Raw genomic sequence first — 22428 nt, 5'->3', positions numbered from 1 at the left:
TGATGAATATGCCCGCAACTAAAGCCGCCGTCGTCAAGGCGCCGGAACAACCGAAAACCGCGATCGCCGCGCTCTGGCGCCCGGCGCTGGTGCAAGCGTTCGTCAAGCTCGACCCTCGGCAATTGCAACGTGCGCCGGTGATGCTGGTGGTGGAGCTGACTGCGATTCTGACCACTGTGCTGTGCTTCATTCCCGACAGTGCCGTGCCGACCTTCGTCGCCGCGCAAATCGCACTGTGGTTGTGGTTCACCGTGTTGTTCGCCAACTTCGCCGAAGCGCTGGCCGAAGGTCGCGGCAAGGCCCGCGCCGACAGCCTCAAGGCTGGCAGCGAAGGCTTGAGTGCCCGTCGCAAAACTGCCAATGGCAGTTTTCAAGTGGTGCCCGCCACTAGCCTGCGCAAAGATGATGTGGTGCGCGTCGAAGCGGGAGAGATGATTCCCGGTGACGGCGAGGTGATCGAAGGCATCGCGGCGGTCAACGAAGCGGCAATTACCGGTGAATCCGCGCCGGTGATTCGCGAATCCGGCGGCGACCGCTCGGCCGTCACCGGCAACACTCGCCTGGTGTCCGACTGGCTGCTGGTGCGCATCACCGCCAACCCCGGCGAGTCGACCCTCGACCGCATGATCGCGCTGGTCGAAGGCGCCAAACGCCAGAAAACCCCGAACGAAGTGGCGCTGGATATTCTGCTGATCGGCCTGACCCTGATCTTTCTGCTGGTGGTGGTGACTCTGCAACCATTCGCCCATTTCGCCAATGGCAGCCTGCCGCTGGTGTTCCTGGTGGCGTTATTGGTCACGCTGATTCCGACCACTATCGGCGGTTTGTTGTCGGCGATCGGGATTGCCGGGATGGACCGTCTGGTGCGTCTGAATGTGATCGCCAAGTCCGGTCGCGCCGTGGAAGCGGCGGGGGACGTTCACGTCTTGCTGCTGGACAAGACCGGCACCATCACCTTCGGCAACCGTCGCTGCTCCGCGGTCTATGCCGCGCCGGGTGTCACTGCCAGGGAACTGGCCGAGGGCGCGTTGTTTGCCTCCTTGGCCGATGACACGGCTGAAGGCAAATCCATCGTCGAGTACCTGCGCGGTCTTCACCCACAACCCGAGCCGTCCGCCGAGGTGCTGACCGCTGTGCCGTTCAGTGCCGAAACCCGCCTGTCCGGTGTCGACTATCAAGGCCGGGTCTATCGCAAAGGCGCGGTGGATTCGCTGCTGACCTTCGTCGGCCTGAAACGCGCCGATCTGGCCGCGCCTCTGTCCCGGGAAATCGACAAGATCGCTCAGAGTGGCGGCACGCCTCTGCTGGTCTGCGCCGACGGCAAATTGCTCGGTGTCATCCACCTCAAGGATGTGGTCAAGCCCGGCATCCGCGAGCGTTTCGCCGAACTGCGAAAATTGGGGATTCGCACGGTCATGGTCACTGGCGACAACCCGCTGACCGCTGCTGCGATTGCTGCCGAAGCAGGCGTGGATGACGTGCTGGCCGAAGCCACGCCGGAGAAAAAACTGGCGCGCATTCGTCACGAGCAGAACGACGGTCGCCTGGTCGCCATGTGCGGCGACGGCGCCAACGACGCCCCGGCCCTGGCCCAGGCGGACGTCGGTATGGCGATGAACGACGGTACGCAAGCGGCGCGGGAGGCGGCGAACATGGTCGACCTCGACAGCGACCCGACCAAGCTGCTGGACGTGGTGCAGATCGGCAAGGAATTACTGGTGACCCGCGGTGCGCTGACGACCTTTTCCATCGCCAACGACGTGGCCAAGTACTTCGCGATCCTGCCGGCGCTGTTCGCCTCGATCTACCCGCAACTGGGTGTGCTCAACGTCATGCACCTGAGCAGTCCGCAGAGCGCGATTCTGTCGGCGATTGTGTTCAACGCCCTGATCATTGTGGTGCTGATTCCATTGGCGTTGCGGGGTGTGCGGGTACAGGCGGTGAGTGCCGCGGCGTTGTTGCGACGCAATCTGTTGATCTATGGATTGGGCGGGATTCTGGTGCCGTTCGTGGGCATCAAGGCGATCGACATGCTGTTGACGGCGTTGCATTTGGTTTGACTTGCGCGGAGCGCCAGCTGCGCCGCCATCGCGAGCAGGCTCGCTCCCACAAAGGCACTACATTCCTCTGTGGGAGCGAGCCTGCTCGCGATGAATGCGCCACGGTTCACCTGACTGAACGCTGTATTTGTTCTCTGAATTCGAGGATTTTGAAATGTCCACACTGATACGTCCAGCCCTGAGCCTGCTGATGCTGATGACCCTGATCACCGGCGTCGTCTATCCCTTGGTGGTCACCGGCGTCGCCCAAGTCGCCTTCCCGGCCCAGGCCAACGGCAGCCTGGTGCGTGACGCCGACGGCAAGGTCCGTGGCTCGTCATTGATTGCCCAGGATTTCGTCGGCGACACCTGGTTCCACCCGCGACCATCGGCAGGTGCCTTTGCCACTGTGTCGAGCAGCGCCAGCAACCTCTCGCCAAGCAATCCGGCGCTGGCCACTCGCGTTATCGACGAAGCCAATAAACTGCAGGTAGCCGGTCAGGGGCCAGTGCCGCTGGCCATGTTGACCACCTCTGGTAGCGGCCTCGATCCGCACTTGCCACCGGCGGCGATTGCCTATCAACTGGCGCGTGTCGCGGCGGCGCGCAATCTGCCGGTGTCTACGCTTGAGCAACTGCTGGACGCGCACATCGAGCAGCCCCTGGTGGGGCCGCCAGTGGTGAATGTGCTGGCGCTGAACATGGCACTGGAAAAACTGTAAATCGGTGGCGCCGCCAATCGCGGGCAAGCCCGCTCCCACAGGAGGCGATGGTGGATACAGAATTTGTGGCCACCATCGATCCCTGTGGGAGCGGGCTTGCCCGCGAAGAGGCCCTGACAGTCACTGCATCAACATCAGAATGAGAGAGAACTTCAAGCATGAGTGACTCCGGCCGCGCCGACGCGCTGTTAGCAGACCTGCCCCGCGATGGCCGTGGCCGGCTCAAGGTATTCCTGGGCGCAGCCCCGGGGGTCGGCAAGACTTACGCCATGCTGCAAGCCGCCCACACTCAGTTGCGCCAAGGTGTGAAAGTCATGGCCGGGGTGGTCGAAACCCACGGTCGCGCCGAAACCGAAGCGCTACTGGCTGGCTTGCCGCAGCAGCCGTTGGTGCGCTCGGAATACCGTGGCGTGATGCTTGAAGAAATGGACCTCGACGGTCTGATCAAAGCCAAACCGAAACTGGTGCTGGTGGACGAACTGGCCCACAGCAATGCCCCTGGCAGTCGTCACACCAAGCGCTGGCAAGACATCCAGGAATTGCTCTCTGCCGGCATCGACGTGTTCACCACGGTCAACGTCCAGCATCTGGAAAGTCTCAACGATCAGGTGCGCGGCATCACCGGCGTTCAGGTGCGCGAAACCCTGCCTGACTGGGTGTTGCAAGAAGCCTACGAACTGCTGCTGATCGACCTGCCGCCGCGCGAGTTGCTGGAGCGTCTGCGCGACGGCAAAGTTTACGTGCCTGAGCAGGCGCGGGCGGCCATCGATGCGTTCTTCACCCAGACCAACCTCACCGCCCTGCGCGAACTGGCGATGCAAACCGCAGCCGCTCAGGTGGATAACGATCTGGCGCAGGGTTACCGCCAGTTGGGGCAGGCCGCGCCGGCTGTGCGTGGTCGCTTGCTGGTGGGCGTCGATGGCGATGCTCAGGCCGAACGCCTGGTACGTCATGCCAGTCGCGTCGCCCAGCGGCGGCATCTGCCGTGGAGCCTGGTGCATGTGGACAACGGCCGTGTGCGCGACGAGCAATCGCGGCTGCGCCTGCAAAGCGCTCAACAACTGGCCGAACGCCTCGGTGGCGAAGTGGTGTTGCTGCGCGCGGGCGAGGTGGCGAAAACGCTGATCCAGCATGCCGCTGAACGACGCGCCAGCCTGGTGTTGGTGGGCCAGTCGCGCCAGCGTTTGCGTCGACGGTTGTTCGGTGGCGGGCTGGCGTCTCGTTTACTGCGCGATGCTCGCGGGCTGGAAATCAACGTGCTCGACAGTGACCACGAACAGCATCAACCGCGCCAACGCTCGGCGCAATCTCTGGTCTGGTTCGACTACGCGTTGGCGCTGGTGGCGACGGTGCTCGCCAGTGCCCTGGCCTGGGCGGTGTCGAGCGTCTTGCCGCTGCCCAACATTTCGCTGGTGTTCCTCGCCGCGGTGTTGCTGGTGGCAGTGCGCAGCAGCCTTGGCCCGGCGCTGGCCTGCGCGGCGCTGTCATTCCTGACCTATGACTTTCTGTTCATTCCGCCGAATTTCTCCTTCCGCATCCAGCGCGAAGAAGACGTGCTGACCTTGTTGTTCTTCCTGTTGATGGCGGCCTTGACCGGCAACCTTGCGGCTCGGCAACGGCGGCAATTGCAGGCCTTGCGCGACACCCAGGAAGAAACCAGCGAACTGCTCGACCTGTCGCGCAAACTCACCGCCGCCACCGACCGGCAGGCCGTGGTCAGCGCTGCGGCGCAGCACCTCAATGGCTGGACCGACCTGAAACTGTGCCTGCTCAATCGCGATGGCCAGAGCGGCTGGAAAGTTGAAACCGGCGGGCCGCTGGAGTTCTCCGAAGCCGAGCGCGCTGCCGCCGATTGGGCCTGGCAACACGACCAACCGGCCGGCGCAGGCACCGGCACCTTGCCGTTCGGGCGCTGGTGGTGGTGGCCGTTGTCGGTGGACGATGGGCCGCTGGCGCTGCTCGGCGTGTGTGCCAAAGAAGGTCAGACTCTGAGCGGCCAGCGTCGACGCTTGTTGACCGCGCTGAGCCAACCGCTGGCCCAAGCATTGGCGCGCGCGCAACTGGCCGATGACCTTGAGGCGGCACGCTTGCATGGTGAAACCGAGCAACTGCGCAGCGCGCTGCTGGCCTCGGTGTCCCACGATTTACGCACGCCGCTGACCTCCATGCGCGGCAGCATCGACAGCCTGCTGGCGCTTGGCGAGGCGATTCCCCTGGAGGACCGCCGCGAACTGCTCGAAGGCACCCGCGATGAAGCCGAACGGCTGGATCGCTATATTCAAAACCTGCTGGACATGACTCGCCTCGGTCACGGCGCCCTGAAGCTAGCGCGGGACTGGGTGTCGCCGGCAGACATCGTCGGCAGTTCGCTCAATCGTCTGCGCGCGGTGCTGGCATCGTTGCAGGTGATTACCGAAGTACCGGCCGAGTTGCCGCTGCTCTATGTGCATGCCGCGCTGATCGAACAAGCTCTGGTCAACGTGCTGGAAAACGCCGCGCGTTTCTCACCACCCCACGGGCGTCTTGAATTGCGTGCAGGGGCCAATGACAGCGAGCTGTTTTTTTCGGTGAGCGATGAGGGACCGGGGATTCCGGAGGAGGAACGGGCGAAGGTTTTCGACATGTTCTACACCGCCGCTCGCGGCGATCGCGGCGGGCAGGGCACCGGGTTGGGGCTGGCGATCTGTCAGGGCATGGTCGGTGCCCATGGCGGGCGGATCAGCGTCGCCGACGGCATCGAAGGGCGCGGTACCTGCATCACGCTGCACCTGCCGTTGCAGACTCAACCGGGATTGGACAGTGAAGCCTGATCTCGCCTGCGCTACTCTCTTGCCACTTCTTTGTGTTGATGTGAATTCATGAGCCAGACCGCGACCATTTTGGTCATTGACGACGAACCGCAGATCCGCAAATTCCTGCGCATCAGTCTCGCCTCCCAAGGCTATAAAGTGCTCGAGGCCGGCACCGGCACGGAAGGCCTGGCCCAGGCCGCATTGAACAAACCCGACCTGCTGGTGCTTGACCTCGGCCTGCCGGACATGGACGGCCAGCAGGTGCTGCGCGAGTTTCGCGAGTGGTCGACGGTGCCGGTACTGGTGCTCTCGGTGCGCGCGAGCGAAGGGCAGAAAGTACAAGCCCTGGATGGCGGCGCCAACGACTACGTGACCAAGCCGTTCGGCATCCAGGAGTTTCTGGCCCGAGTGCGCGCGTTGCTGCGTCAGGCGCCGACGGGTGAGGCCCAGGAAGCGGCGCTCAGTTTTGGTCCGCTCACCGTGGACCTGGCTTATCGCCGGGTGCTATTGGACGGCGCCGAAGTGGCGCTGACGCGCAAGGAGTATGCGGTATTGGCGCAACTGGCGCGGCATCCGGGGCGGGTCATCACCCAGCAGCAATTGCTCAAGGACATCTGGGGCCCGACTCACACCGAAGACAGTCACTATCTGCGGATCGTGGTCGGGCACCTGCGGCAGAAACTGGCGGATGATCCGACTCAGCCACGGTTCATCGTTACCGAAGCGGGGGTTGGGTATCGGTTGTTGAGTGAGGGCAGCCTTTAGTTCTGTATTGATTGATCTGACGCCTTCGCGGGCAAGCCTCGCTCCTACGGTTTGATGTCGCTCACAAAACGTATGATCGACTCAAACCCTGTAGGAGCGAGGCTTGCCCGCGAAGAGGCCCTCACATTCACCGAGAGCTTCAGGAATCCCGCTCATTCTCATACCGATCCAGCGTATCGCGCGCAATCTCGCGCCCCAGCGCGATCAACTCCGGCGCTTTGTAGAACTCGAAAAACCGACACACTCGCTTGGGCACGTTGATCAAGATATCCGGCGGATACCCGGCAATCTTGTACTGCGCCAATGAGGTCTGCATCACCTCGAAACTCTGGTTGATCAGGTCCAGCAAGGACGCCGGCCCGACGTTGTCGATGATGAACGACCCGGTGGCGGATTTCGGTGCGCCGTTGCTTTCCGGGGCCGCCGCCGGTTGCTGGCCTTCGGGCGCGGCGGATTCGATCCACGGATTAATCTCGGCCGCTTCTGCCATCAACGCTTCCTTTTCCAACAGCAGCAATTGTTCGGCCTGTTTGCGGCGGAAGGGCAATTTAGAACCCAACGAGTTGATCAGGCTGTCGAAGCGGGTCCTGAACGCGGCCGGGCGCTGGATCACTGGCAGTTGATAGTGACGCTGGTTGGTGGAGTTGAGGTTGACCGCGATGATCAGGTCGCAATGGCTCGACACCACCGGCACGATCGGCAACGGGTTGAGGATACCGCCGTCCACCAGCATTCGATTGCCCTGCATCACCGGCGTGAACAGGCTGGGGATTGCCGCCGAGGCGCGCATGGCTTGGTGCAAACAACCCTCCTGGAACCAGATTTCCTGCTGGTTGGTCAGGTCTGTGGCCACCGCCGTGTAGGGAATGCGCAGGTCCTCAATGTTGATCTCGCCGACGATCTTGCGGATCTGCCCGAAGACCTTTTCCCCGCGAATCGCGCCCAGGCGAAAGCTGACGTCCACCAGACGCAACACGTCGAGGTAATCTAGGCTCTCGATCCAGTCGCGATAATCGTTGAGTTTGCCGGCAGCATAAATCCCGCCGACCACCGCGCCCATGGAGCAACCGGCGATGCAGGCGATGTCGTAGCCGCGCCGTTCGATCTCTTCAATGACGCCAATATGAGCGTAGCCCCGGGCGCCACCCGAGCCCAACACCAGTGCGACACGCTTTTTCATGAATCGACCTCTCTGACAAGGTTCAACAATGCACCTATCGAGGGGCACGCTTCAATCGCTATGGTCGTTCGGCGAGGCCAGTGCGTCGTTTTTTGACACTCCGGGAAGGCTAATGGGTATTCTCGCGGGCGCCATAGTTTCCACTGCGGGCCCAAGGCACTTTTCACGCGCCAGACCGTCTTACGTGCATGCATGTTTACCTATCTTTGAGGTGTGAGTGATGAAAGTCTGGATCTGTGTGCCGTTGATTGCCCTGGCACTCGCCGGTTGTGCCGGTAAAACCGCTTACCGTGACAGCTGCGGAAGCCAGCTCGACGCCGCCTGGCATGAACTGGACCTGGCCAAGGTCGAGGGCTTTGCCGGGACCGTCAGCTACTCCAAGGCGCTGTCGTTGCTGACCGGTGCCAAGACCCAGCAGCAATTCGAAGCCTATGAGGGTTGCACCAGGAAAGCCGAGAAGGCGCGCTTCTACATTCGCGAGTCTCGCGCCGGCCGTTGAAGCATGCTATAGCCAATGGGGGAACTCGATTCAGGGAGCAAGCGATGTCTGCCTTGGTTGATCGGTTGGTGGCTCATGTTCTGAGCCTGGACGTTCGCTTGCTCGCCTGTCAGGCACGCTTGAGTGCCCGCACCGACTCCGAAGCGTTGCACGATCTACGCACCACCGTGCGACGTTTGCGCAGCCTGCTGCGGCCCTTGCGCGGTTTGCCCGGGGTCGAGCAACTGGAAGCGGCGGCGTCCCGGGTCGGTGACCTGACCACGCCGTTGCGCGATCGCGAAGTGCTGGCGGCGTACCTGCTCCAGCACGATCATCCCGAGGCCGCGCACCGGCGCATGGTGCGGATGGCCGAGGCTTATCCCCTCGTGGCGGCGAGCCCGGAAGTGGCGCAGATGCTGATGATCCTCGACGCTTTTCCGCGCTTCCTGCGGGCTTCCCAGCGTCAGGGCTTGCTCAAGGGCTTGCGCAAGCGCATCGAAAAACGCCTGGGCAAACAATGGAAGAAACTCGACCAGGCCCTGCATGACCCCGCCCATGACCGCCATCGCCTGCGCCTGCTGATCAAGCGCGTGCGCTATGGCATCGAAGCCTACCCCGAACTGGATCGCTTGCCGGAAGCGGCCCTGCCCAGACTGAAATCGGCGCAGGCTGCCTTGGGTGATTGGCACGATAGCTGGCAGTGGCTGGAGCGCGCCAAGGAAGAGCCCGATTTGCAGCCGTGTGTCGCGGTCTGGAAAACCACCTTGGCCAAGGCCGAAGAGCGCGCCGACCGCGTCCTCGAAAAATTCAGCGTCGCCTGCTTCAAATCCTGAAAACCCCAAAGATCAAATGTGGGAGCGAGCCTGCTTGCGATGGCGGCATGACAGCCAGCATCAATGTTGAATGTCATGGCCTCATCGCGAGCAGGCTCGCTCCCACATTAGTTGTGTGTTCAATGCAGGCACGGCTCATCTGTCAGTGATTTTGGCCGGAATAAGCGCTGTGTCGGCTTTGCGGGCTGGTTAAGATCGTTCCATCCATTTTCCTGTCTCTGAGGTTCCCATGCGCTTTTCCGATCTGCTCGACACTGTTCGCAGCCAGCCGCAGGAGCTGTCTATTCCGGCCGAATGGGGCCAGGGGCGGGCGAGTTTTGGTGGGCTGATAGCCGCCTTGCAATACGAAGCCATGCGCGCAAAAGTCCCGGCGGATCGTCCGGTGCGTTCGTTGGCAATCACCTTTGTCGGACCGGTCGAGCCCGATGTGCCGGTCAGCTTTGAAGTCGATGTGCTGCGCGAAGGCAAAGCCGTCAGCCAGGTGTTGGGCCGGGCGATGCAGAAGGGCCAGGTGGTGACGTTGGTCCAGGGCAGCTTCGGCGCCTCGCGACCTTCCGAAGTGGCGGTCACGGCCAACGCGGCGCCCGAGATGAAGCACTGGGACGACTGTCAGGAAATGCCCTATATCAAAGGGGTGACGCCGGAATTCATGCGTCATATGGCAATGCGCTGGAGTGTCGGTGGCCTGCCGTTTACCGGCAACACATCCCGCGAGATGGGTGGTTGGGTGCGCTTGCGTGGGGAGGTGAAGGACGAGACGGTCAGCGAAGCGCATACTCTGGCGCTGGTGGACGCTTGGCCGCCGTCCTTGTTGTCGTATCTGAAGAAACCGGCGGCAGGCAGCACGCTGACCTGGACCATCGAATTCGTCCAGCCGTTGCTCGCATTGAGCACGCTGGACTGGTGCAAGTACCTGGTTGAAATCGAGTATGCCGCTGACGGCTACGGGCACGCCGCCGCAAAACTGTGGAGCGAAGACGGTCAGTTGATCGCCATGAGCCGGCAGACAGTCACGATTTTCGCCTGATCAGTGACGACGACGGTGGCGTTCACGCCAGGCGCGCCACCAACCGCCACTGAAGAAAAACCGTGGGAAGGTCAGGAACTGCTCGACCAACAAGCGTGATACCGCATCTTTGCGATCACTGAACGGCTCGGAGGCTTGCGCCTCCAGACGGTGACCCTGGCGCTGCAGACCCAAGGCGGCGATCAGGCCGATAACGCCGATCGCGATGCTCGCCAGATCCAGGCTGAACACCCCCGAGACCATCAGTAAAAACGCCACGATGAACAGCGGCACGGCAATCAGGTGCAACACCAGATTGGTCGGGTGCTGGTGATTATGCGGGTACGCTCGCCATTGCCAGGCGGGAAGGTTGGGATGACGTTTGCCCATGATGCTTATCCTTGGTTCGATGAGGCTCTTGAACAAAGAATAGGCTTGGCGAAAGCCGTCGGCGAATCGAGGCTGGCTATCGACATGATAGGTGTGATGGGCAAAAAAGATCGCAGCCTGCGGCAGCTCCTACGGGGGACCGCGATCGGCGTAGGAGCTGCCGCAGGCTGCGATCTTTTAGCGATCTCTAAAGCTTGAGCTGCCCAATGGCCTTGCTCAACTCCCCGGCCAACATCGCCAACTCATTGCTGGTAATCGCCGAATTCACGGTCTGCTGCACGGTGTTTTCGGTCACGTCGCGAATGCTCACCACCGCCCGATTCATCTCCTGCGCCACATGGCTCTGCTGCTCGGCTGCGACCGCGATCTGCGTATTGCTTTCACGCATCTGCGCCACCGCACTCGTGATTTCGACCAGCGCCACACTGGCTTCCTGAGCCTGTTGCATGCAGTCGTCCGCCTTGTACGAGCTTTCCTGCATGAAGTCCACAGCATCCCGAGTGCCGGCCTGCAGCGCTGAAACCATGGTGGTGATCTCGTCGGTGGACGCCTGGACTCGCTTGGCCAGGTTACGCACCTCATCGGCGACCACCGCAAATCCGCGGCCCATTTCACCGGCCCGGGCCGCTTCGATGGCTGCGTTTAGGGCCAGCAGGTTGGTCTGTTCGGCGATGCTGTGGATCACGCTGACCACGCCATTGATCTTCTGGCTGTCCTCGGCCAGACGCTGAATCATCTCGGCCGTTTGCTGCACGCCGGTGGACAAGCCGCCAATCGATTGCTGCACCCGAGTGACCACTGCCTGGCCGCTGCCCGCCAGGGTGTCGGCGGTTTGCGAGAGGTCGCGGGTGGCGCCGGCGTGTTGGGCGATGTGATGAACCGTGGCAGTCATCTCGTTGATCGCCGTAGCGGCCTGATCGGTTTCGCTTTGTTGACCGAGCATGCCGTGACGCACCTCGTTCATGCTCGAAGCCAGCCGCGCGGCACCGACATCCAGTTGCCGGGCGGTGCTGGCGACGGTGTTGACCACCCGTTGGTAACCGGCCTGCATGGCGTTGAAGGCGTTGGCCATCTGCCCGACTTCATCCTTGCAAGCCAGTGGCACACGGGCCGACAGGTCGCCGGTTTTCTCGACGTGGAGCATCACGTCTTTCAAGGTGTTGAGCTGGCTGAGCAGGAAGCGGATCAACAGTTGCGACGCGCCGAGCATTGCCAGCATCAGGATGAATACGGCTACTGCGTAGTGGGTGAAGCGTTCGCCGAACACTTGGCTCAGGCTCGGGCCATAGGCAATCACCGCGATCTGTTGACCGTCAGGGCGAGTGAATACCTCGGCGCCCATCAACGGGTTTTCACCGAACAGCGGCATAGCGTTAATCTCGACCCAACCGTTGGTATCGGTCAGCTCCAGCACCGGTTGCCCATTCAGTAACGGCGCCTGCCCGCGATTGAAGGTCAACAGGTTATCGGCCTTGGGCAGCGGCTGCCCGGCAGGCCAGGCATTGAGCAATTGCGCCTGGGCCTGAACCGAAGCCAGGGCGGCGTGGCTGCGGGCTTGTTGTTCAAGCTGCACGGCGTACAGCACCAGTAACAGGGTGGTGACGAAGGCGACGGCGTTGACCGCCCAGAATTTGTATTTCAGCGAGATGTTGCTAAGCCAGGCACCCATGGAGGTCTTCTCTGATAGCGGAAACAGTTTTGGCAAGGTGCCATTAGTGTGCCGCTACTCAGGAGGCCGACTCTTGATATGGATCAATGGGCAACACCGCTAACCTGTGGGAGCGGGCTTGCCCGCGATAGCGGTGTATCTGGCGCCAGAGATGTCGCCTGATATTCCGTCATCGCGGGCAAGCCCGCTCCCACAGGGGAAGTGTGTTTATTGAGTGATTGAGGGCAGACTGAAGAATGCTCGCGCACAGGCCGTGCTGTGAGCAGCCAAATCATCCACTGTCTCCCCACGATGCAACGCCACCTCACGCAACACTTCGGTCAGATACGCCGGCTCGTTGCGACCATTCTTCGGCTTGGGGCGCAGACTGCGCGGCAGCAGATACGGCGCATCGCTCTCTAGCATCAAGCGCCCGCGTTTTATCTCTTTGACCAACGGGTGCAGGTTCGTGCCCCGGCGTTCATCGCAGATCCAGCCAGTGATGCCGATGTGCAGATCCAGATCGAGGTAGCTGAACAGCGCCTTTTTTTCACCGGTGAAGCAGTGCACCACGGCAGCCGGCAACTGGTCGCGGTAATCGCGCAGGATCTCCAGCAGTCGTTGGCTGGCATCGCGCTCGTGCAGGAACACCGGCAGCTGCAGTTCGACCGCCATCTCCAGATGTTTTTCGAGGACCTTTTCCTGTTGCGGGCGGGGCGAGAAATCACGATTGAAATCGAGGCCGCATTCACCCACGGCCACCACGTTCGGCTCCTTGAGCAAACTGCGCAGGCGCTGGGCGCTGTCGGCGTTCCAGTCGCTGGCCGAGTGCGGGTGAATACCGGCCGTAGCGAACAGCCGCTGAGCGCTTTCGTCCAGTTGCTGGCACAGCTCCAGAGCCTGTTCGCTGCCCTCGACGCTGGTCCCGGTGAGCACCAGTTGGCAGATTCCGGCAGCATAGGCACGGTCAAGTACAGCCTGGTGTTTGTCGGCGAAACTGGGGTTGGTCAGGTTGACGCCGATATCGATGAGTTGCATGGTGCTACCTCGGACCAAAGGCCGGAAAGCATATCAGAGCTGTAGATTTATAAGAAAAGCCAAGAACTACAACGAGTTAAAGCTGTCTGTTGAGGCCGCGAGACAAGTCGGGTTGGTAGAATTGCTATCACTGTGCCACTCTCGCGCACTTTGCCAGCGCTTCAGGCGCTCTGTTTCTGTCGCTCGACGTCATGAAATCACCCATGAAGTCGACCAGTATTCTTTCCGGAGAGTGGATGACTCGTCCCTCGGTTCTGTTACTGCTGTGTTGTTCGTTGCTGCTGCCGATGCCGGTGGTTGCGCGTCTGGCCGGGCCGTTGCAAGCCGTGCCGGCGGCCCAGGTCCGCGACTTGGCGGAGATTCGCAGCAGTCGCGTGCTGCGGGTGTTGGTCAACCAGAGCCGCAACAGCTCCGGTGAAGTCCAGGGCCAGGCCATCGGCGTCGAATACCACCGCCTGCGCGCTTTCGAACAATACCTCAATGGCCATGCCCGTGACGGCCAGGAAATCACCCTCAAGATCATTCCCAAAGCCAAGGATCAACTGCTCGGTGCGTTGCAGCGCGGGGAGGGTGATCTGGTCGCGCCGGGGGAATTGCTCGACCCGCAATCGGGCCTCGCGGTCAGCACCAGTCAACCGATCGCCAGCAATGTGCCGTTACTGCTGGTGGGGATCAAAGGCGAGCGACGTTACACCCGTCTCGAACAACTCTCGGGCAAAACCCTGGCACTGCCCACCGGCAGTGCCGCCGGGGATGCGGTCAGTCAGATCAATCAGAAGCTCGCGCTGCACAAACTGCCTCCGGTGAAGATCGAGTGGGTCGATCCAAGCCTGGCGGTCGAGGACGTGCTGGAAATGGTCCAGGGCGGGATCTTTCATCTGACGATTGTCGAGCAACCGATTGCCGAACGCTGGGGCAAGATCCTGCCCAAATTGCGCTTCGATCGTCAGGTCCTTATCAGCGAGCCGGGTGAGGAATACTGGTTCGTGCGCCGCGACGCCTCGATGCTGCGTTCGAGCATCGATCGCTTCCTGACTACCTACAAGACGCCGTCGGATCAGGATGCAGCGTTCCTGCGGATCTACAGGCGCCTGTATCAAGTGCACTATCCCTTGGCCAAGGCCGATCGGCAGCGCCTGGAAAAACTTCGCCCGGTGTTGCAAAAACATGCCGAAGCCCAAGGCATGGACTGGCTGAACCTGGCAGCGCTGGCCTTCAAAGAGTCGGCGCTGCAACCCAACGCCAGAAGCGGTAGCGGCCCCACCGGCCTGATGCAAATCACCCCGTCCGCCGCCCTACGGGTTGGCGTGAGTAATATTCAAAACCTCGACGCCAATGTGCAGGCCGGCGCCAAGTACCTGGCGATGATCCGCCGCAAGTTTTTTGCCAGCCCCAAACTCAATGAGCGCGAGCGCATGGCGTTCGTGCTGGCGGCCTACAACATGGGGCCGGAGCGGGTTCAAGGCATGCGTGCCGAAGCCCGGCGACGCGGCTTGAATCCTAATCAGTGGTTCTTCCAGGTCGAGCGCATTGCCATGGAGCAGGTGGGAATGGGGGCTGTCAGCTATGTTAATAGCGTGAACAAGTATTACCTGGCGTTCGATCGGGAGCGGGAGTCGTTGGAGCCTCAGGGGCAAAAAGTGGCCTCACGGAAATGATCGACTAAGCTGATTGTTATGGTGCGTTTTTTGCGCTTTTAACATGAGTTTTACTGATTAATATAGCGGCCAACCAACACACACTCACAATGGATGACACAGCATGAGCACACTGATCAACAAGGTACTGTTCACTCGCGCGGGCTACGGTCTGACGATTCTGCGTATTTTCGTCGGCATTATTTTTGCGGCCCATGGCTCACAGAAACTCTTCGGCGCATTCGGCGGCTACGGCATTGCCGGCACCGCGCAGTACATGGAAAGCATCGGGCTGGCACCGGGTCACCTGATGGCGATCCTGGCGGGTGGTACCGAGTTCTTCGGCGGCCTGGCATTGATCATCGGTCTGCTGGTACGCCCGGCAGCGCTGGGCCTGACCTTCCTCTCGCTGGTGGCGATCTTCACGGTGCACATCAGCAACGGTCTGTTCATGGCTAATAACGGTTATGAATTTGCCCTGGCTTTGCTCGGCGGCAGCCTCGCAGTACTGATCGAAGGTGCAGGCAAACTCTCGGTCGACCGTGCCATCACCGACTGACCGCTCTGGTTCAACAAAAAGGCCTGCATTGTGCGACGCACTGTGCAGGCCTTTTTTGTTATGGGTGATTCTTGACACTGTCCGGTCAGCTTCTCTAGGATGCTGCCCATGCGCCGATTTAAACAGCTACTTGCGGGGCGCCAGGTGACTCCTTCAGTTGCCGATAGAAGCTTGAAACAGGCTTCGAAATACCGCTAAAGCGCTGGTTCGGTGTTGCCTCTCACCTGCCATGCAGACTTTTGAGGCAGAGACACGACACAATGAATGCATTAAGCCCCGTTATACGCCCCGCGCCGATCACGGCACACCTCACCCAGCGCAATCCAAAAATCCTGCTTGGCGGTAAACATCAGCCGACGCTTCTGCGTTACCTCGATGGCTGGCCACGTCGTACCGGTGGGCCTGCTGCGTTCCTGATTCAGTTTGTCGACGACGGCGAGTCACTGGCACGGTTTGCCAACGATAGCTTCGATCTGGCGGTGATTCTGGCGCCCAGCGTCGAGGATGCGCCGGAAGTGATCAGGCAGCTGACTCGTGTGGCTCGCCAAGGGCTGATTACTCGTCGCTGAGGTTCATGGCGCTGCGGCTCAGAGCGCCGCGGCTCAAAAATAGTCGATCGCCACGATATACACGCATTGTTCACCGGTCGGTGTCTGGACCCGCACTTCGGCGTCCAGTGCCTTGCCGATCAGGCCGCGCGCATTTTAACTCTATTGGTCGTATCTGACCTTTTATAGTTATTATGTTGTATTAATTGGTCAAATATGACCATTAATACAATAAATTACATATCTTGCTATTGATGCAACTGGTCAGAATAGATCCTTTGTTCGATATTATTGGTCATACTGGGTCAGTTATGACCAATAGTGTGTTCGGAGAAATCTATGTCGCTTATGCATTTTTTGTACAGCCCAGCGGAAATCGCACGCGAGCTGGGGAAGAATGCCGAATCGTTGCGCTTGTCCAAGAACCTTTCTCGCAGAACCTTGGCTGAGCAATCCGGAGTGTCTGAGTCCTCCATCAAGCGGTTCGAACACTCAGGCTCGATCACTCTTGAGTCCATGATTCTCCTGGCCACGGCGCTCGATGAGCTAACGCCGGTGATGAGTCTTTTCAAACCCTCGCATCCAGGCTCAATCGACGAGCTAAAAAATCTCAAGCGTAAACGAGGCACCAAATGAGTTCGCCTACCCCCAGGTTCAAGCCCACTGAATCGCTCACCGTCACTGCCAATGGCGTAATGGTTGGTGAATTGAGCCGTATCGAGGGGAAAGGTATCTACTTTGTGTACGACAAAGAATGGCTGGCCAAGGGGTTCGACCTTTCTCCCCTGACAATGACATTCGACGACAAGCCACAGCTCGCTCGTGAAAGTCGTGTGTTCAAGGGCTTGCATGGCCCATTTGCAGATTCCTTGCCGGACGGTTGGGGGCTTCTGCTGATGGATAGATTCTTCGACGCGACCTTCGGAGCAGGCACCTCGCTAACGCTCAGTCCGCTGGATCGGCTGGCCTATATTGGTGATCGGGCTATGGGGATCTTTGAGTACCATCCCAAAGCAGAAAAGGTTGCCGCCGAGTCAGTGAATCTTGCTCGCCTGTTCGAGGCATCTGTCGAGGTACAACAAGGAGACACCCCAAGAGTGCTCAAGGGGTTACGCTTGGCGGGTGGTTCCCCTGGTGGTGCTCGTCCCAAAGCAATCGCCGCACTGTCACACGATCTTGAAACTGCGACTTCAGCTTTTGGCCAACTTCCACCTGGATACGCTCACTGGCTTGTGAAGTTCAGGGCTCTGAGTGAGCCTTTGGAGACTGGCGGGATCGAGCAAGCGTATGCGGTGATGGCCAGAAAGGCTGGGGTGAGTATGGCGCATACGGAACTGCTAGGGGTGCAGATGCCTCAGGGCGGATTTGAGCGATTCTTCGCAGCCAAACGTTTCGATCGTGATGGCGACCGCAAGATTCACATGATTACCCTCTGCGCGTTGGTCTACGCGGACTTCCGGGCGCCAACGATGGATTACAGCCAGATACTCAAGCTGACAAGCGCGCTGACGAAAAGCGCTGCCGAGGTTGAGAAAATGGCAAGGCTCATGATCTTCAATGCGGTGTTCCACAACTACGACGATCACACCAAAAACTTTGCGTTTCTGTATCACGAACCTCAGGACAAAAGTGGGCAGGGGGGCTGGAGGCTGTCTCCAGCGTACGACCTTACTTTCTCCGATGGGATGGGCGAGCACTCCACTGCATTTTCAGGTCATGGTAAACCGACACGAAAGGTCATCAGAGACTTGTGCAAGGATTACAAATACCTCAAGCCTGATGAATACATCGACCAAACCCTCGCGGCGCTTGATGACTGGGATCGTGTGCTCAGAGCACTGAAAATCCCCAAGTCTGCGGGGGGTGCAATTCACCGGGTTCTCAGTGATTCAAGGGTGCGCTTCGCTTGAGCGCGGCCTGGGGCTCCAAGAGCCGATACAGCCTTGCTGGAGATAAATCGTTAGTGAGAAATCCATCTTGAGTACGAACATCATCACAAAGGAAGGTCATGAGGCTCTGAAGCAGGAGCTCGACTACCTTTGGCGGGAAAAGCGTCCTGACACCACGCGCAAGGTCACTTGGGCGGCGTCGCTCGGCGACCGCAGCGAAAACGCGGATTACCAATACAACAAGAAGCTGCTCCGGGAAATCGACCGACGTGTTCGCTACCTTCGCAAGCGCCTCGAAGATGTGCGGGTGGTTGCGTACTCACCTGAGCAGGAAGGCAGGGTCTTTTTCGGGGCTTGGGTCGAGATCGAAAACGAGGCAGGTGAAATCAAGAAATTCCGGGTTGTGGGGTATGACGAAATCTACGGTCGCAACGATTACATCTCCATCGATTCGCCAATGGCGCGTGCGCTTTTGAAGAAAGAGGTCGGTGATGAGGCCGTTGTGCAGACCCCGAGCGGAGAAATGTTGTGGTGGATAAACGAGATCAGATACCCGAAATAGGGTGTACTCGGCGTTTTCCGAGCGATCGCCCTACGGGGAGGGCGATAACGGCTCGTGGTGCTTATTGTGATTGAATACTTGATGAGTTTATCAACCCTCGCGCAAGACTGTCAGGGGGCTGGCGTTCAAGGCGCGGCGCGTGCCGAACACACCGGCACCGCCGATCAGCACGGCACCGATCAGTGGCAACACCAATAGCCATGGATGCGGATGCCAAGGCAGGTCGAAGGCATAACGGTAGAGCACCAGACTCACCAGTTCCGAACCCAGTGCCGCCAACAACCCGCTGACCGCGCCGAGCAGGCCGAACTCGATACGTCGAGCCCTGACCAACAACTGTCGCTCGGCACCCAGTGCTCGCAGCAATGCACCTTGGCGAATGCGTTCATCCAGCGTTGCCTGCAAACCGGAGAACAGCACCGCCATCCCCGCCGCCAATACAAACAACAGTACGTATTCCACCGCCAGAGTGACTTGGGCGAGGATGCTGCGCAGCTGCGCCAACAAGGCTTCGACTTGTAGAATGGTCACTGCCGGAAAGCTGCGGGACAGGTCGACGATCTGCTGATCGTGACCGGCCGCCAGGTAGAAACTGGTCAGGTAGGTCGCCGGCAAGTCCTTCAAGGTGCCGGGCTGGAAGATCATGAAAAAGTTTGGCTGGAAGTTGTCCCAGTTGATCTCCCGCAGGCTGGTGACTTTCGCCTCCCGATTGACCCCGCCAACGGTGAACACCATGTGATCGCCGAGCTTGAGTTTGAGGCTTTCGGCGACTTTACCTTCCACCGAAACACCGGGTATCTCATCCGCGGGTTGCTGATCCCACCAATTGCCGGCGGTGAGTTTGTTGCCGGCCGGCAGGTCTGCCGCCCAGGTCAGGCTCAGGTCGCGTTGAATGGCTCGATCACCGGCTGAATCCTTGCTGACGATGTCCTGCACTGGCTGGCCATTGATGCTGATCAGCCGTCCCGGCACCACCGGGTACAGCGGCGCCGATTGTGCTGACAACTCCATCAATCGATCGGTAAAGGCCTGTTTGTCCGCTGGCAGAATGTTCAGGGCGAAGTAGTTCGGGGCATTTTTCGGCAACTGGTTTTGCCAGGTGTCGAGCAACTCGCCGCGTAGCAAAGCGATCAATGCCATGGACAGCAGAATCAAACCGAAGGCCAGGGCTTGGCCCGCCGCTGCCAGTGGATGGCGCAACAGTTGGCCCAACCCGAGGCGCCATGGTAGTGAGGCGCGCGCCAGCATCCGGCGCAAGCTCTTGAGCAGCAGCAATAGCAAGCCGCCCAGCACCAACGCCGCGATCACTCCGCCGCCGAGCAGGGCGAAGGTCAGCACCAGGTCCAGGCTCAGGCGCCACATGATCAGGCCGAGGGCACCCAACGCCGCACCATAGACCATCCAGGTGCTGGACGGGATGGGCAGCATGTCGCGACGCAACACTCGTAGCGGTGGCACTCGACCCAAAGCGGCCAGTGGCGGCAGGGCGAAACCGGCCAGTGCGACCAGCCCGGTGCCGATCCCGGCGATGGCCGGCAGCAGGCCACCCGGAGGAACATCGGTTGGCAGTAAATCACGCAGCAGTGCAAACAGCCCGAGCTGCGCGAGCCAGCCGAGCAGGGCGCCGCTGATGCTGGCAAGCAGTCCGAGTACGGTCAGTTGCAGACTGAACAGCACCATGGTTTCCCGACGGGACAGGCCCAGGCAGCGCAGCAATGCACTGGCATCGAAGCGGCGGGTGGCGAAGCGTGTCGCCGACAGCGCCACCGCCACGCCAGACAGTAGAACCGCCACCAGACTGGCCATGTTCAAGTAACGTTCGGCCTTGCCCAGGGCGCCGCCGATCTGCCGGTTGCCATCGCGAGCATCCTGGATGCGTTGGTTGGCCGCCAGCCCGGGTTTGATCAGCTGACGATAGCTTTCCAGCGCCTCGGCTTTACCGCGCCAGAGTTCGCGGTAGCTGACCCGGCTGCCGGGTTGCACCACGCCGGTCGCCTCAAGGTCGCTGAGGTTGATCAGCACCCGTGGTGTGAGGCTGTAGAAATTGCCGGCGCGATCCGGTTCGTAGGTCAGCACTCGCGCCAGCGTCAGGGTTTTCATGCCGACGTCGATACTGTCGCCGATCTTCAAGTCCAGTGCGGTCAGCAGTCGCGCTTCGACCCAGGCTTCGCCGGGTTTCGGACTACCACCGGGTTCTTCCGGCGCGAAGGGTGCGGGGGCGCTTTTCAGTTCGCCGCGCAACGGGTAGACGTCATCGGCGGCTTTGATACTGGACAGCTGAATGCCGTTGTCGGTGGCGATGACGCTGGAAAATTCCACCACCTGAGCGTGCTCGAGGCCCAGCTCCGTGCCGCTTCTGATCTGTTCCGGCCGCGCCGGCGAACTGCCTTCGAGCAGCAGGTCGGCGCCGAGAAATTCGGTGGCGCGCAGCATCATGGCGCCATTCAGGCGGGCACCAAAGTAACCAATGGCGGTACTTGCCGCCACGGCCACCAGCAAGGCGAAGAACAACACCCGCAACTCACCGGCGCGGGCATCGCGTAGCAGTTGGCGGATGGCGAGGCTGAACAGGCGCAACAGCGGCAAGCGTGCCATCAAGGCTCCAGAGGGGCGACCAGCAGGCCGGCTTCAAGGCGGATCAGGCGCCGGCAGCGATGTGCCAGGCGTTCGTCGTGGGTCACCAGCACCAGGGTCGTGCCGCTTTCCTGGTTGAGTTCGAACAGCAGATCGCTGATGCGCTCGCCGGTGTGGCTGTCGAGATTGCCGGTGGGTTCATCGGCGAACAGCACGTCGGGCTCGGCGGCGAACGCCCGGGCAATCGCCACGCGCTGCTGCTCGCCGCCGGAGAGCTGGCGTGGTGAGTGGGTCAGGCGCTGGCCCAGACCGACCCGTTGCAACAGTTCGGTGGCGCGTTCGCGAGCGTCTTTGCGGCCATCAAGTTCCAGCGGCAGCATGACGTTTTCCAAAGCGTTGAGACTGTCGAGCAACTGGAATGATTGAAAAACAAACCCCACGTGCTCGGCGCGAATGCGGGCGCGCTGATCTTCATCGAGATTGCTCAGGCCTTGCCCGGCGAGGGTGACTTCGCCGCTGCTCGGCAGGTCGAGGCCGGCGAGCAGGCCGAGGAGGGTGGATTTGCCGGAACCGGAAGCGCCGACGATGGCCAGGCTATCGCCCTTGTTCAGTTCCAGGCTGAGTTCGTGCAGGATAGTCAGTTCACCTTCCGCGCTCGGAACCACTTTGCTGAGGTTCTTCGCGGTGAGAATGCTTGCGCCCATGGAGAATCCGATGCGTGTGTGGTTTTTGAGTGCTGGCCTGGCCTTGATGTGCATGGCCCAGAGCGCAGCGGCGGGTACAGTCCTGATCGTTGGCGATAGTATCAGCGCCGGTTTCGGCCTGGATACCCGCTTGGGGTGGGTGTCATTGCTCGAGCAACGGCTCAAGCGCGAAGGTTTCGACGATAAAGTGGTCAATGCGTCCATCAGCGGCGACACCAGTGCCGGAGGCCGGGCGCGCCTGCCGGCGCTGCTTGCAGAGCATAAGCCTGCGCTGGTTATCCTCGAGTTGGGAGGCAATGACGGCCTGCGCGGAATGCCGCCAACACAATTGCAACAAAATCTTGCGTCGATGATCGACAGCTCCCGCGTCAGTGGCGCCAAGGTGCTGTTGCTGGGCATGCAATTGCCACCCAATTATGGCGTGCGTTACACCCAGGCCTTTGCCGAGGTATTCACCAAGGTGGCCAACGAGAAAAAGATTCCGCTGGTGCCGTTTTTTCTCGACGGTGTGGGTGGTCATCCGGACCTGATGCAAGGCGACGGCCTGCACCCGGCAGCGGCGGCTCAGGACAAGTTGCTGGAAAATGTCTGGCCGATACTGAAACCGCTGCTTTGACGCTTTTCTAGCGGCGGTGTTTCGGCTAAGGTGGCGCCCCCGATTTGGAGCCCCCGATGCCGCGTCCTGCCTGGTCCCTTTTTGCCTACCAACTGATCGAGCCTGACGAACAGCTGGATCTGTTCGCCTGCCAGGAAGTGCGGGTACATCTGGTGACCCGTCAGCTGGAATTGGGCGGCTCGGCGGACCGAACCTTGTGCGGCAGCCTGTTGCCGGCGCAACCGCGCTGGTCGAGCGTCGACCGTACAGTGTTCCAGGACCAGCGCCTGTGCTCGCTGTGCCGGGCCATTCTGGAATCGCAAAAACGCGGCACCTCGCCGATCTGGCCTGAGTTGCGGTTCGAGCTTTAGATCCCTGTGGCGAGGGGGCTCCCTCTGTGTTGGGTCGGCGGTTATCGCCCGCTCTTGTAGGAGCGAGGCTTGCCCGCGAAGGCGGCCTGATAGTCGACT

Annotated in this window: 22 protein-coding genes and 1 pseudogene; 16 read left to right on the top strand and 7 right to left on the bottom strand. The window is 60.7% G+C overall.

The window, feature by feature from the left end; translation table 11 throughout:
* Window positions 1-2 precede the first annotated feature (2 nt).
* The 4 genes from kdpB (at window position 3) to AB7M22_RS18430 (ending at window position 6317) form a co-directional block, all read left to right on the top strand.
* A complete protein-coding gene (gene kdpB / locus AB7M22_RS18445) occupies window positions 3-2060 on the top strand; it encodes a potassium-transporting ATPase subunit KdpB (protein WP_454187360.1) in 2058 nt (685 codons plus the stop codon).
* Between the two features lie 154 nt (window positions 2061-2214).
* Window positions 2215-2760, top strand: coding sequence for a potassium-transporting ATPase subunit KdpC (gene kdpC, locus AB7M22_RS18440; RefSeq protein WP_454187359.1), 546 nt, complete (start codon window positions 2215-2217; stop codon window positions 2758-2760).
* Window positions 2761-2918: 158 nt separating this feature from the next.
* Window positions 2919-5570: a DUF4118 domain-containing protein gene (locus AB7M22_RS18435; protein ID WP_454187358.1), complete on the top strand. Its 2652-nt coding sequence runs from the start codon at window positions 2919-2921 to the stop codon at window positions 5568-5570.
* 48 nt (window positions 5571-5618) lie between these two features.
* Complete coding sequence (locus tag AB7M22_RS18430; RefSeq protein WP_008006017.1) at window positions 5619-6317, top strand: response regulator; 699 nt, start codon at window positions 5619-5621, stop codon at window positions 6315-6317.
* A 139-nt stretch (window positions 6318-6456) separates the two neighbouring features.
* Here AB7M22_RS18430 and AB7M22_RS18425 read toward each other — a convergent pair whose 3' ends face one another.
* On the bottom strand, window positions 6457-7497 hold the full coding sequence (locus tag AB7M22_RS18425) for a patatin-like phospholipase family protein (RefSeq protein WP_454187357.1): 1041 nt from the start codon (window positions 7495-7497) through the stop codon (window positions 6457-6459).
* 220 nt (window positions 7498-7717) lie between these two features.
* Between AB7M22_RS18425 and AB7M22_RS18420 the strand changes: the two genes are divergently transcribed.
* The 3 genes from AB7M22_RS18420 (at window position 7718) to AB7M22_RS18410 (ending at window position 9835) form a co-directional block, all read left to right on the top strand.
* Window positions 7718-7996: a hypothetical protein gene (locus AB7M22_RS18420; protein WP_008006022.1), complete on the top strand. Its 279-nt coding sequence runs from the start codon at window positions 7718-7720 to the stop codon at window positions 7994-7996.
* Window positions 7997-8040: 44 nt separating this feature from the next.
* Entirely contained in the window at window positions 8041-8808 is a 768-nt protein-coding gene (locus AB7M22_RS18415; protein ID WP_454187356.1) for a CHAD domain-containing protein, read from the top strand.
* 229 nt (window positions 8809-9037) lie between these two features.
* The gene (locus AB7M22_RS18410; RefSeq protein ID WP_454187355.1) at window positions 9038-9835 is read left to right on the top strand and encodes an acyl-CoA thioesterase; all 798 of its coding nucleotides are present in this window, start codon (window positions 9038-9040) and stop codon (window positions 9833-9835) included.
* Here the strand turns inward: AB7M22_RS18410 and AB7M22_RS18405 are convergent, their stop codons facing one another.
* Window positions 9836-10204, bottom strand: a complete 369-nt coding sequence (locus AB7M22_RS18405; RefSeq protein ID WP_008071687.1) for an Mpo1-like protein — start codon at window positions 10202-10204, stop codon at window positions 9836-9838. It lies immediately after the preceding gene.
* Between AB7M22_RS18405 and AB7M22_RS18400 the strand changes: the two genes are divergently transcribed.
* Window positions 10190-10402 carry a hypothetical protein gene (locus tag AB7M22_RS18400; protein WP_454187354.1) on the top strand — a complete coding sequence of 71 codons (213 nt, stop codon included), beginning with the start codon at window positions 10190-10192 and terminating at the stop codon, window positions 10400-10402. The genes AB7M22_RS18405 and AB7M22_RS18400 overlap by 15 nt on opposite strands.
* Here the strand turns inward: AB7M22_RS18400 and AB7M22_RS18395 are convergent.
* Window positions 10392-11873 (bottom strand): methyl-accepting chemotaxis protein, encoded by a 1482-nt coding sequence (locus tag AB7M22_RS18395; RefSeq protein ID WP_454187353.1) that lies wholly within the window; start codon window positions 11871-11873, stop codon window positions 10392-10394. The two genes, AB7M22_RS18400 and AB7M22_RS18395, sit on opposite strands and share 11 nt — an antisense overlap.
* Window positions 11874-12080: 207 nt before the next feature.
* Window positions 12081-12890: a TatD family hydrolase gene (locus tag AB7M22_RS18390; protein ID WP_454187352.1), complete on the bottom strand. Its 810-nt coding sequence runs from the start codon at window positions 12888-12890 to the stop codon at window positions 12081-12083.
* A gap of 236 nt (window positions 12891-13126) precedes the next feature.
* Between AB7M22_RS18390 and AB7M22_RS18385 the strand changes: the two genes are divergently transcribed.
* From AB7M22_RS18385 to AB7M22_RS18375, 3 genes are all read left to right on the top strand, one after another.
* Entirely contained in the window at window positions 13127-14548 is a 1422-nt protein-coding gene (locus tag AB7M22_RS18385; RefSeq protein WP_454188834.1) for a transglycosylase SLT domain-containing protein, read from the top strand.
* A gap of 103 nt (window positions 14549-14651) precedes the next feature.
* Window positions 14652-15086 (top strand): DoxX family protein, encoded by a 435-nt coding sequence (locus AB7M22_RS18380; protein ID WP_123723181.1) that lies wholly within the window; start codon window positions 14652-14654, stop codon window positions 15084-15086.
* Between the two features lie 260 nt (window positions 15087-15346).
* A complete protein-coding gene (locus AB7M22_RS18375) occupies window positions 15347-15655 on the top strand; it encodes a class I SAM-dependent methyltransferase (RefSeq protein WP_454187351.1) in 309 nt (102 codons plus the stop codon).
* A gap of 33 nt (window positions 15656-15688) precedes the next feature.
* Here the strand turns inward: AB7M22_RS18375 and AB7M22_RS18370 are convergent.
* Window positions 15689-15787, bottom strand: a pseudogene (locus AB7M22_RS18370) (transcription elongation factor GreB); the annotation flags it as partial.
* Between the two features lie 186 nt (window positions 15788-15973).
* Between AB7M22_RS18370 and AB7M22_RS18365 the strand changes: the two are divergent.
* From AB7M22_RS18365 to greB, 3 genes are all read left to right on the top strand, one after another.
* The gene (locus tag AB7M22_RS18365) at window positions 15974-16270 is read left to right on the top strand and encodes a helix-turn-helix domain-containing protein (RefSeq protein ID WP_008015150.1); all 297 of its coding nucleotides are present in this window, start codon (window positions 15974-15976) and stop codon (window positions 16268-16270) included.
* A complete protein-coding gene (locus AB7M22_RS18360; RefSeq protein WP_454187350.1) occupies window positions 16267-17544 on the top strand; it encodes a type II toxin-antitoxin system HipA family toxin in 1278 nt (425 codons plus the stop codon). Before AB7M22_RS18365 ends, AB7M22_RS18360 begins: the two co-directional genes overlap by 4 nt.
* Before the next feature lie 67 nt (window positions 17545-17611).
* Window positions 17612-18085 (top strand): transcription elongation factor GreB, encoded by a 474-nt coding sequence (gene greB, locus AB7M22_RS18355; protein WP_095055834.1) that lies wholly within the window; start codon window positions 17612-17614, stop codon window positions 18083-18085.
* A 90-nt stretch (window positions 18086-18175) separates the two neighbouring features.
* On the opposite strand, the gene AB7M22_RS18350 is transcribed toward greB, so the two are convergent.
* Entirely contained in the window at window positions 18176-20680 is a 2505-nt protein-coding gene (locus AB7M22_RS18350; RefSeq protein WP_454187349.1) for an ABC transporter permease, read from the bottom strand.
* Window positions 20680-21363, bottom strand: coding sequence for an ABC transporter ATP-binding protein (locus AB7M22_RS18345; protein ID WP_007899869.1), 684 nt, complete (start codon window positions 21361-21363; stop codon window positions 20680-20682). Before AB7M22_RS18345 ends, AB7M22_RS18350 begins: the two co-directional genes overlap by 1 nt.
* Window positions 21364-21373: 10 nt before the next feature.
* Between AB7M22_RS18345 and AB7M22_RS18340 the strand changes: the two genes are divergently transcribed.
* A complete protein-coding gene (locus AB7M22_RS18340) occupies window positions 21374-21979 on the top strand; it encodes an arylesterase (protein WP_454187348.1) in 606 nt (201 codons plus the stop codon).
* A 56-nt stretch (window positions 21980-22035) separates the two neighbouring features.
* Complete coding sequence (locus tag AB7M22_RS18335) at window positions 22036-22329, top strand: hypothetical protein (protein ID WP_007899882.1); 294 nt, start codon at window positions 22036-22038, stop codon at window positions 22327-22329.
* The last annotated feature ends 99 nt before the right edge of the window (window positions 22330-22428 follow it).

The sequence above is a fragment of the Pseudomonas sp. ADAK2 TE3594 genome, from assembly GCF_053628675.1.
Note: the sequence above shows the minus strand (reverse complement) of the source record. Positions and strands in the feature narration are given on the sequence as shown.

Bases quoted from the DNA above. Each gene is read 5' to 3' on its own strand.
- kdpB (WP_454187360.1), top strand. From the start codon at position 3: ATGAATATGCCCGCAACTAAAGCCGCCGTCGTCAAGGCGCCGGAACAA.
- kdpC (WP_454187359.1), top strand. From the start codon at position 2,215: ATGTCCACACTGATACGTCCAGCCCTGAGCCTGCTGATGCTGATGACC.
- AB7M22_RS18435 (WP_454187358.1), top strand. From the start codon at position 2,919: ATGAGTGACTCCGGCCGCGCCGACGCGCTGTTAGCAGACCTGCCCCGC.
- AB7M22_RS18430 (WP_008006017.1), top strand. From the start codon at position 5,619: ATGAGCCAGACCGCGACCATTTTGGTCATTGACGACGAACCGCAGATC.
- AB7M22_RS18425 (WP_454187357.1), bottom strand. From the start codon at position 7,497: ATGAAAAAGCGTGTCGCACTGGTGTTGGGCTCGGGTGGCGCCCGGGGC.
- AB7M22_RS18420 (WP_008006022.1), top strand. From the start codon at position 7,718: ATGAAAGTCTGGATCTGTGTGCCGTTGATTGCCCTGGCACTCGCCGGT.
- AB7M22_RS18415 (WP_454187356.1), top strand. From the start codon at position 8,041: ATGTCTGCCTTGGTTGATCGGTTGGTGGCTCATGTTCTGAGCCTGGAC.
- AB7M22_RS18410 (WP_454187355.1), top strand. From the start codon at position 9,038: ATGCGCTTTTCCGATCTGCTCGACACTGTTCGCAGCCAGCCGCAGGAG.
- AB7M22_RS18400 (WP_454187354.1), top strand. From the start codon at position 10,190: ATGACGTTTGCCCATGATGCTTATCCTTGGTTCGATGAGGCTCTTGAA.
- AB7M22_RS18405 (WP_008071687.1), bottom strand. From the start codon at position 10,204: ATGGGCAAACGTCATCCCAACCTTCCCGCCTGGCAATGGCGAGCGTAC.
- AB7M22_RS18395 (WP_454187353.1), bottom strand. From the start codon at position 11,873: ATGGGTGCCTGGCTTAGCAACATCTCGCTGAAATACAAATTCTGGGCG.
- AB7M22_RS18390 (WP_454187352.1), bottom strand. From the start codon at position 12,890: ATGCAACTCATCGATATCGGCGTCAACCTGACCAACCCCAGTTTCGCC.
- AB7M22_RS18385 (WP_454188834.1), top strand. From the start codon at position 13,127: ATGACTCGTCCCTCGGTTCTGTTACTGCTGTGTTGTTCGTTGCTGCTG.
- AB7M22_RS18380 (WP_123723181.1), top strand. From the start codon at position 14,652: ATGAGCACACTGATCAACAAGGTACTGTTCACTCGCGCGGGCTACGGT.
- AB7M22_RS18375 (WP_454187351.1), top strand. From the start codon at position 15,347: ATGAATGCATTAAGCCCCGTTATACGCCCCGCGCCGATCACGGCACAC.
- AB7M22_RS18365 (WP_008015150.1), top strand. From the start codon at position 15,974: ATGTCGCTTATGCATTTTTTGTACAGCCCAGCGGAAATCGCACGCGAG.
- AB7M22_RS18360 (WP_454187350.1), top strand. From the start codon at position 16,267: ATGAGTTCGCCTACCCCCAGGTTCAAGCCCACTGAATCGCTCACCGTC.
- AB7M22_RS18350 (WP_454187349.1), bottom strand. From the start codon at position 20,680: ATGGCACGCTTGCCGCTGTTGCGCCTGTTCAGCCTCGCCATCCGCCAA.
- AB7M22_RS18345 (WP_007899869.1), bottom strand. From the start codon at position 21,363: ATGGGCGCAAGCATTCTCACCGCGAAGAACCTCAGCAAAGTGGTTCCG.
- AB7M22_RS18340 (WP_454187348.1), top strand. From the start codon at position 21,374: ATGCGTGTGTGGTTTTTGAGTGCTGGCCTGGCCTTGATGTGCATGGCC.
- AB7M22_RS18335 (WP_007899882.1), top strand. From the start codon at position 22,036: ATGCCGCGTCCTGCCTGGTCCCTTTTTGCCTACCAACTGATCGAGCCT.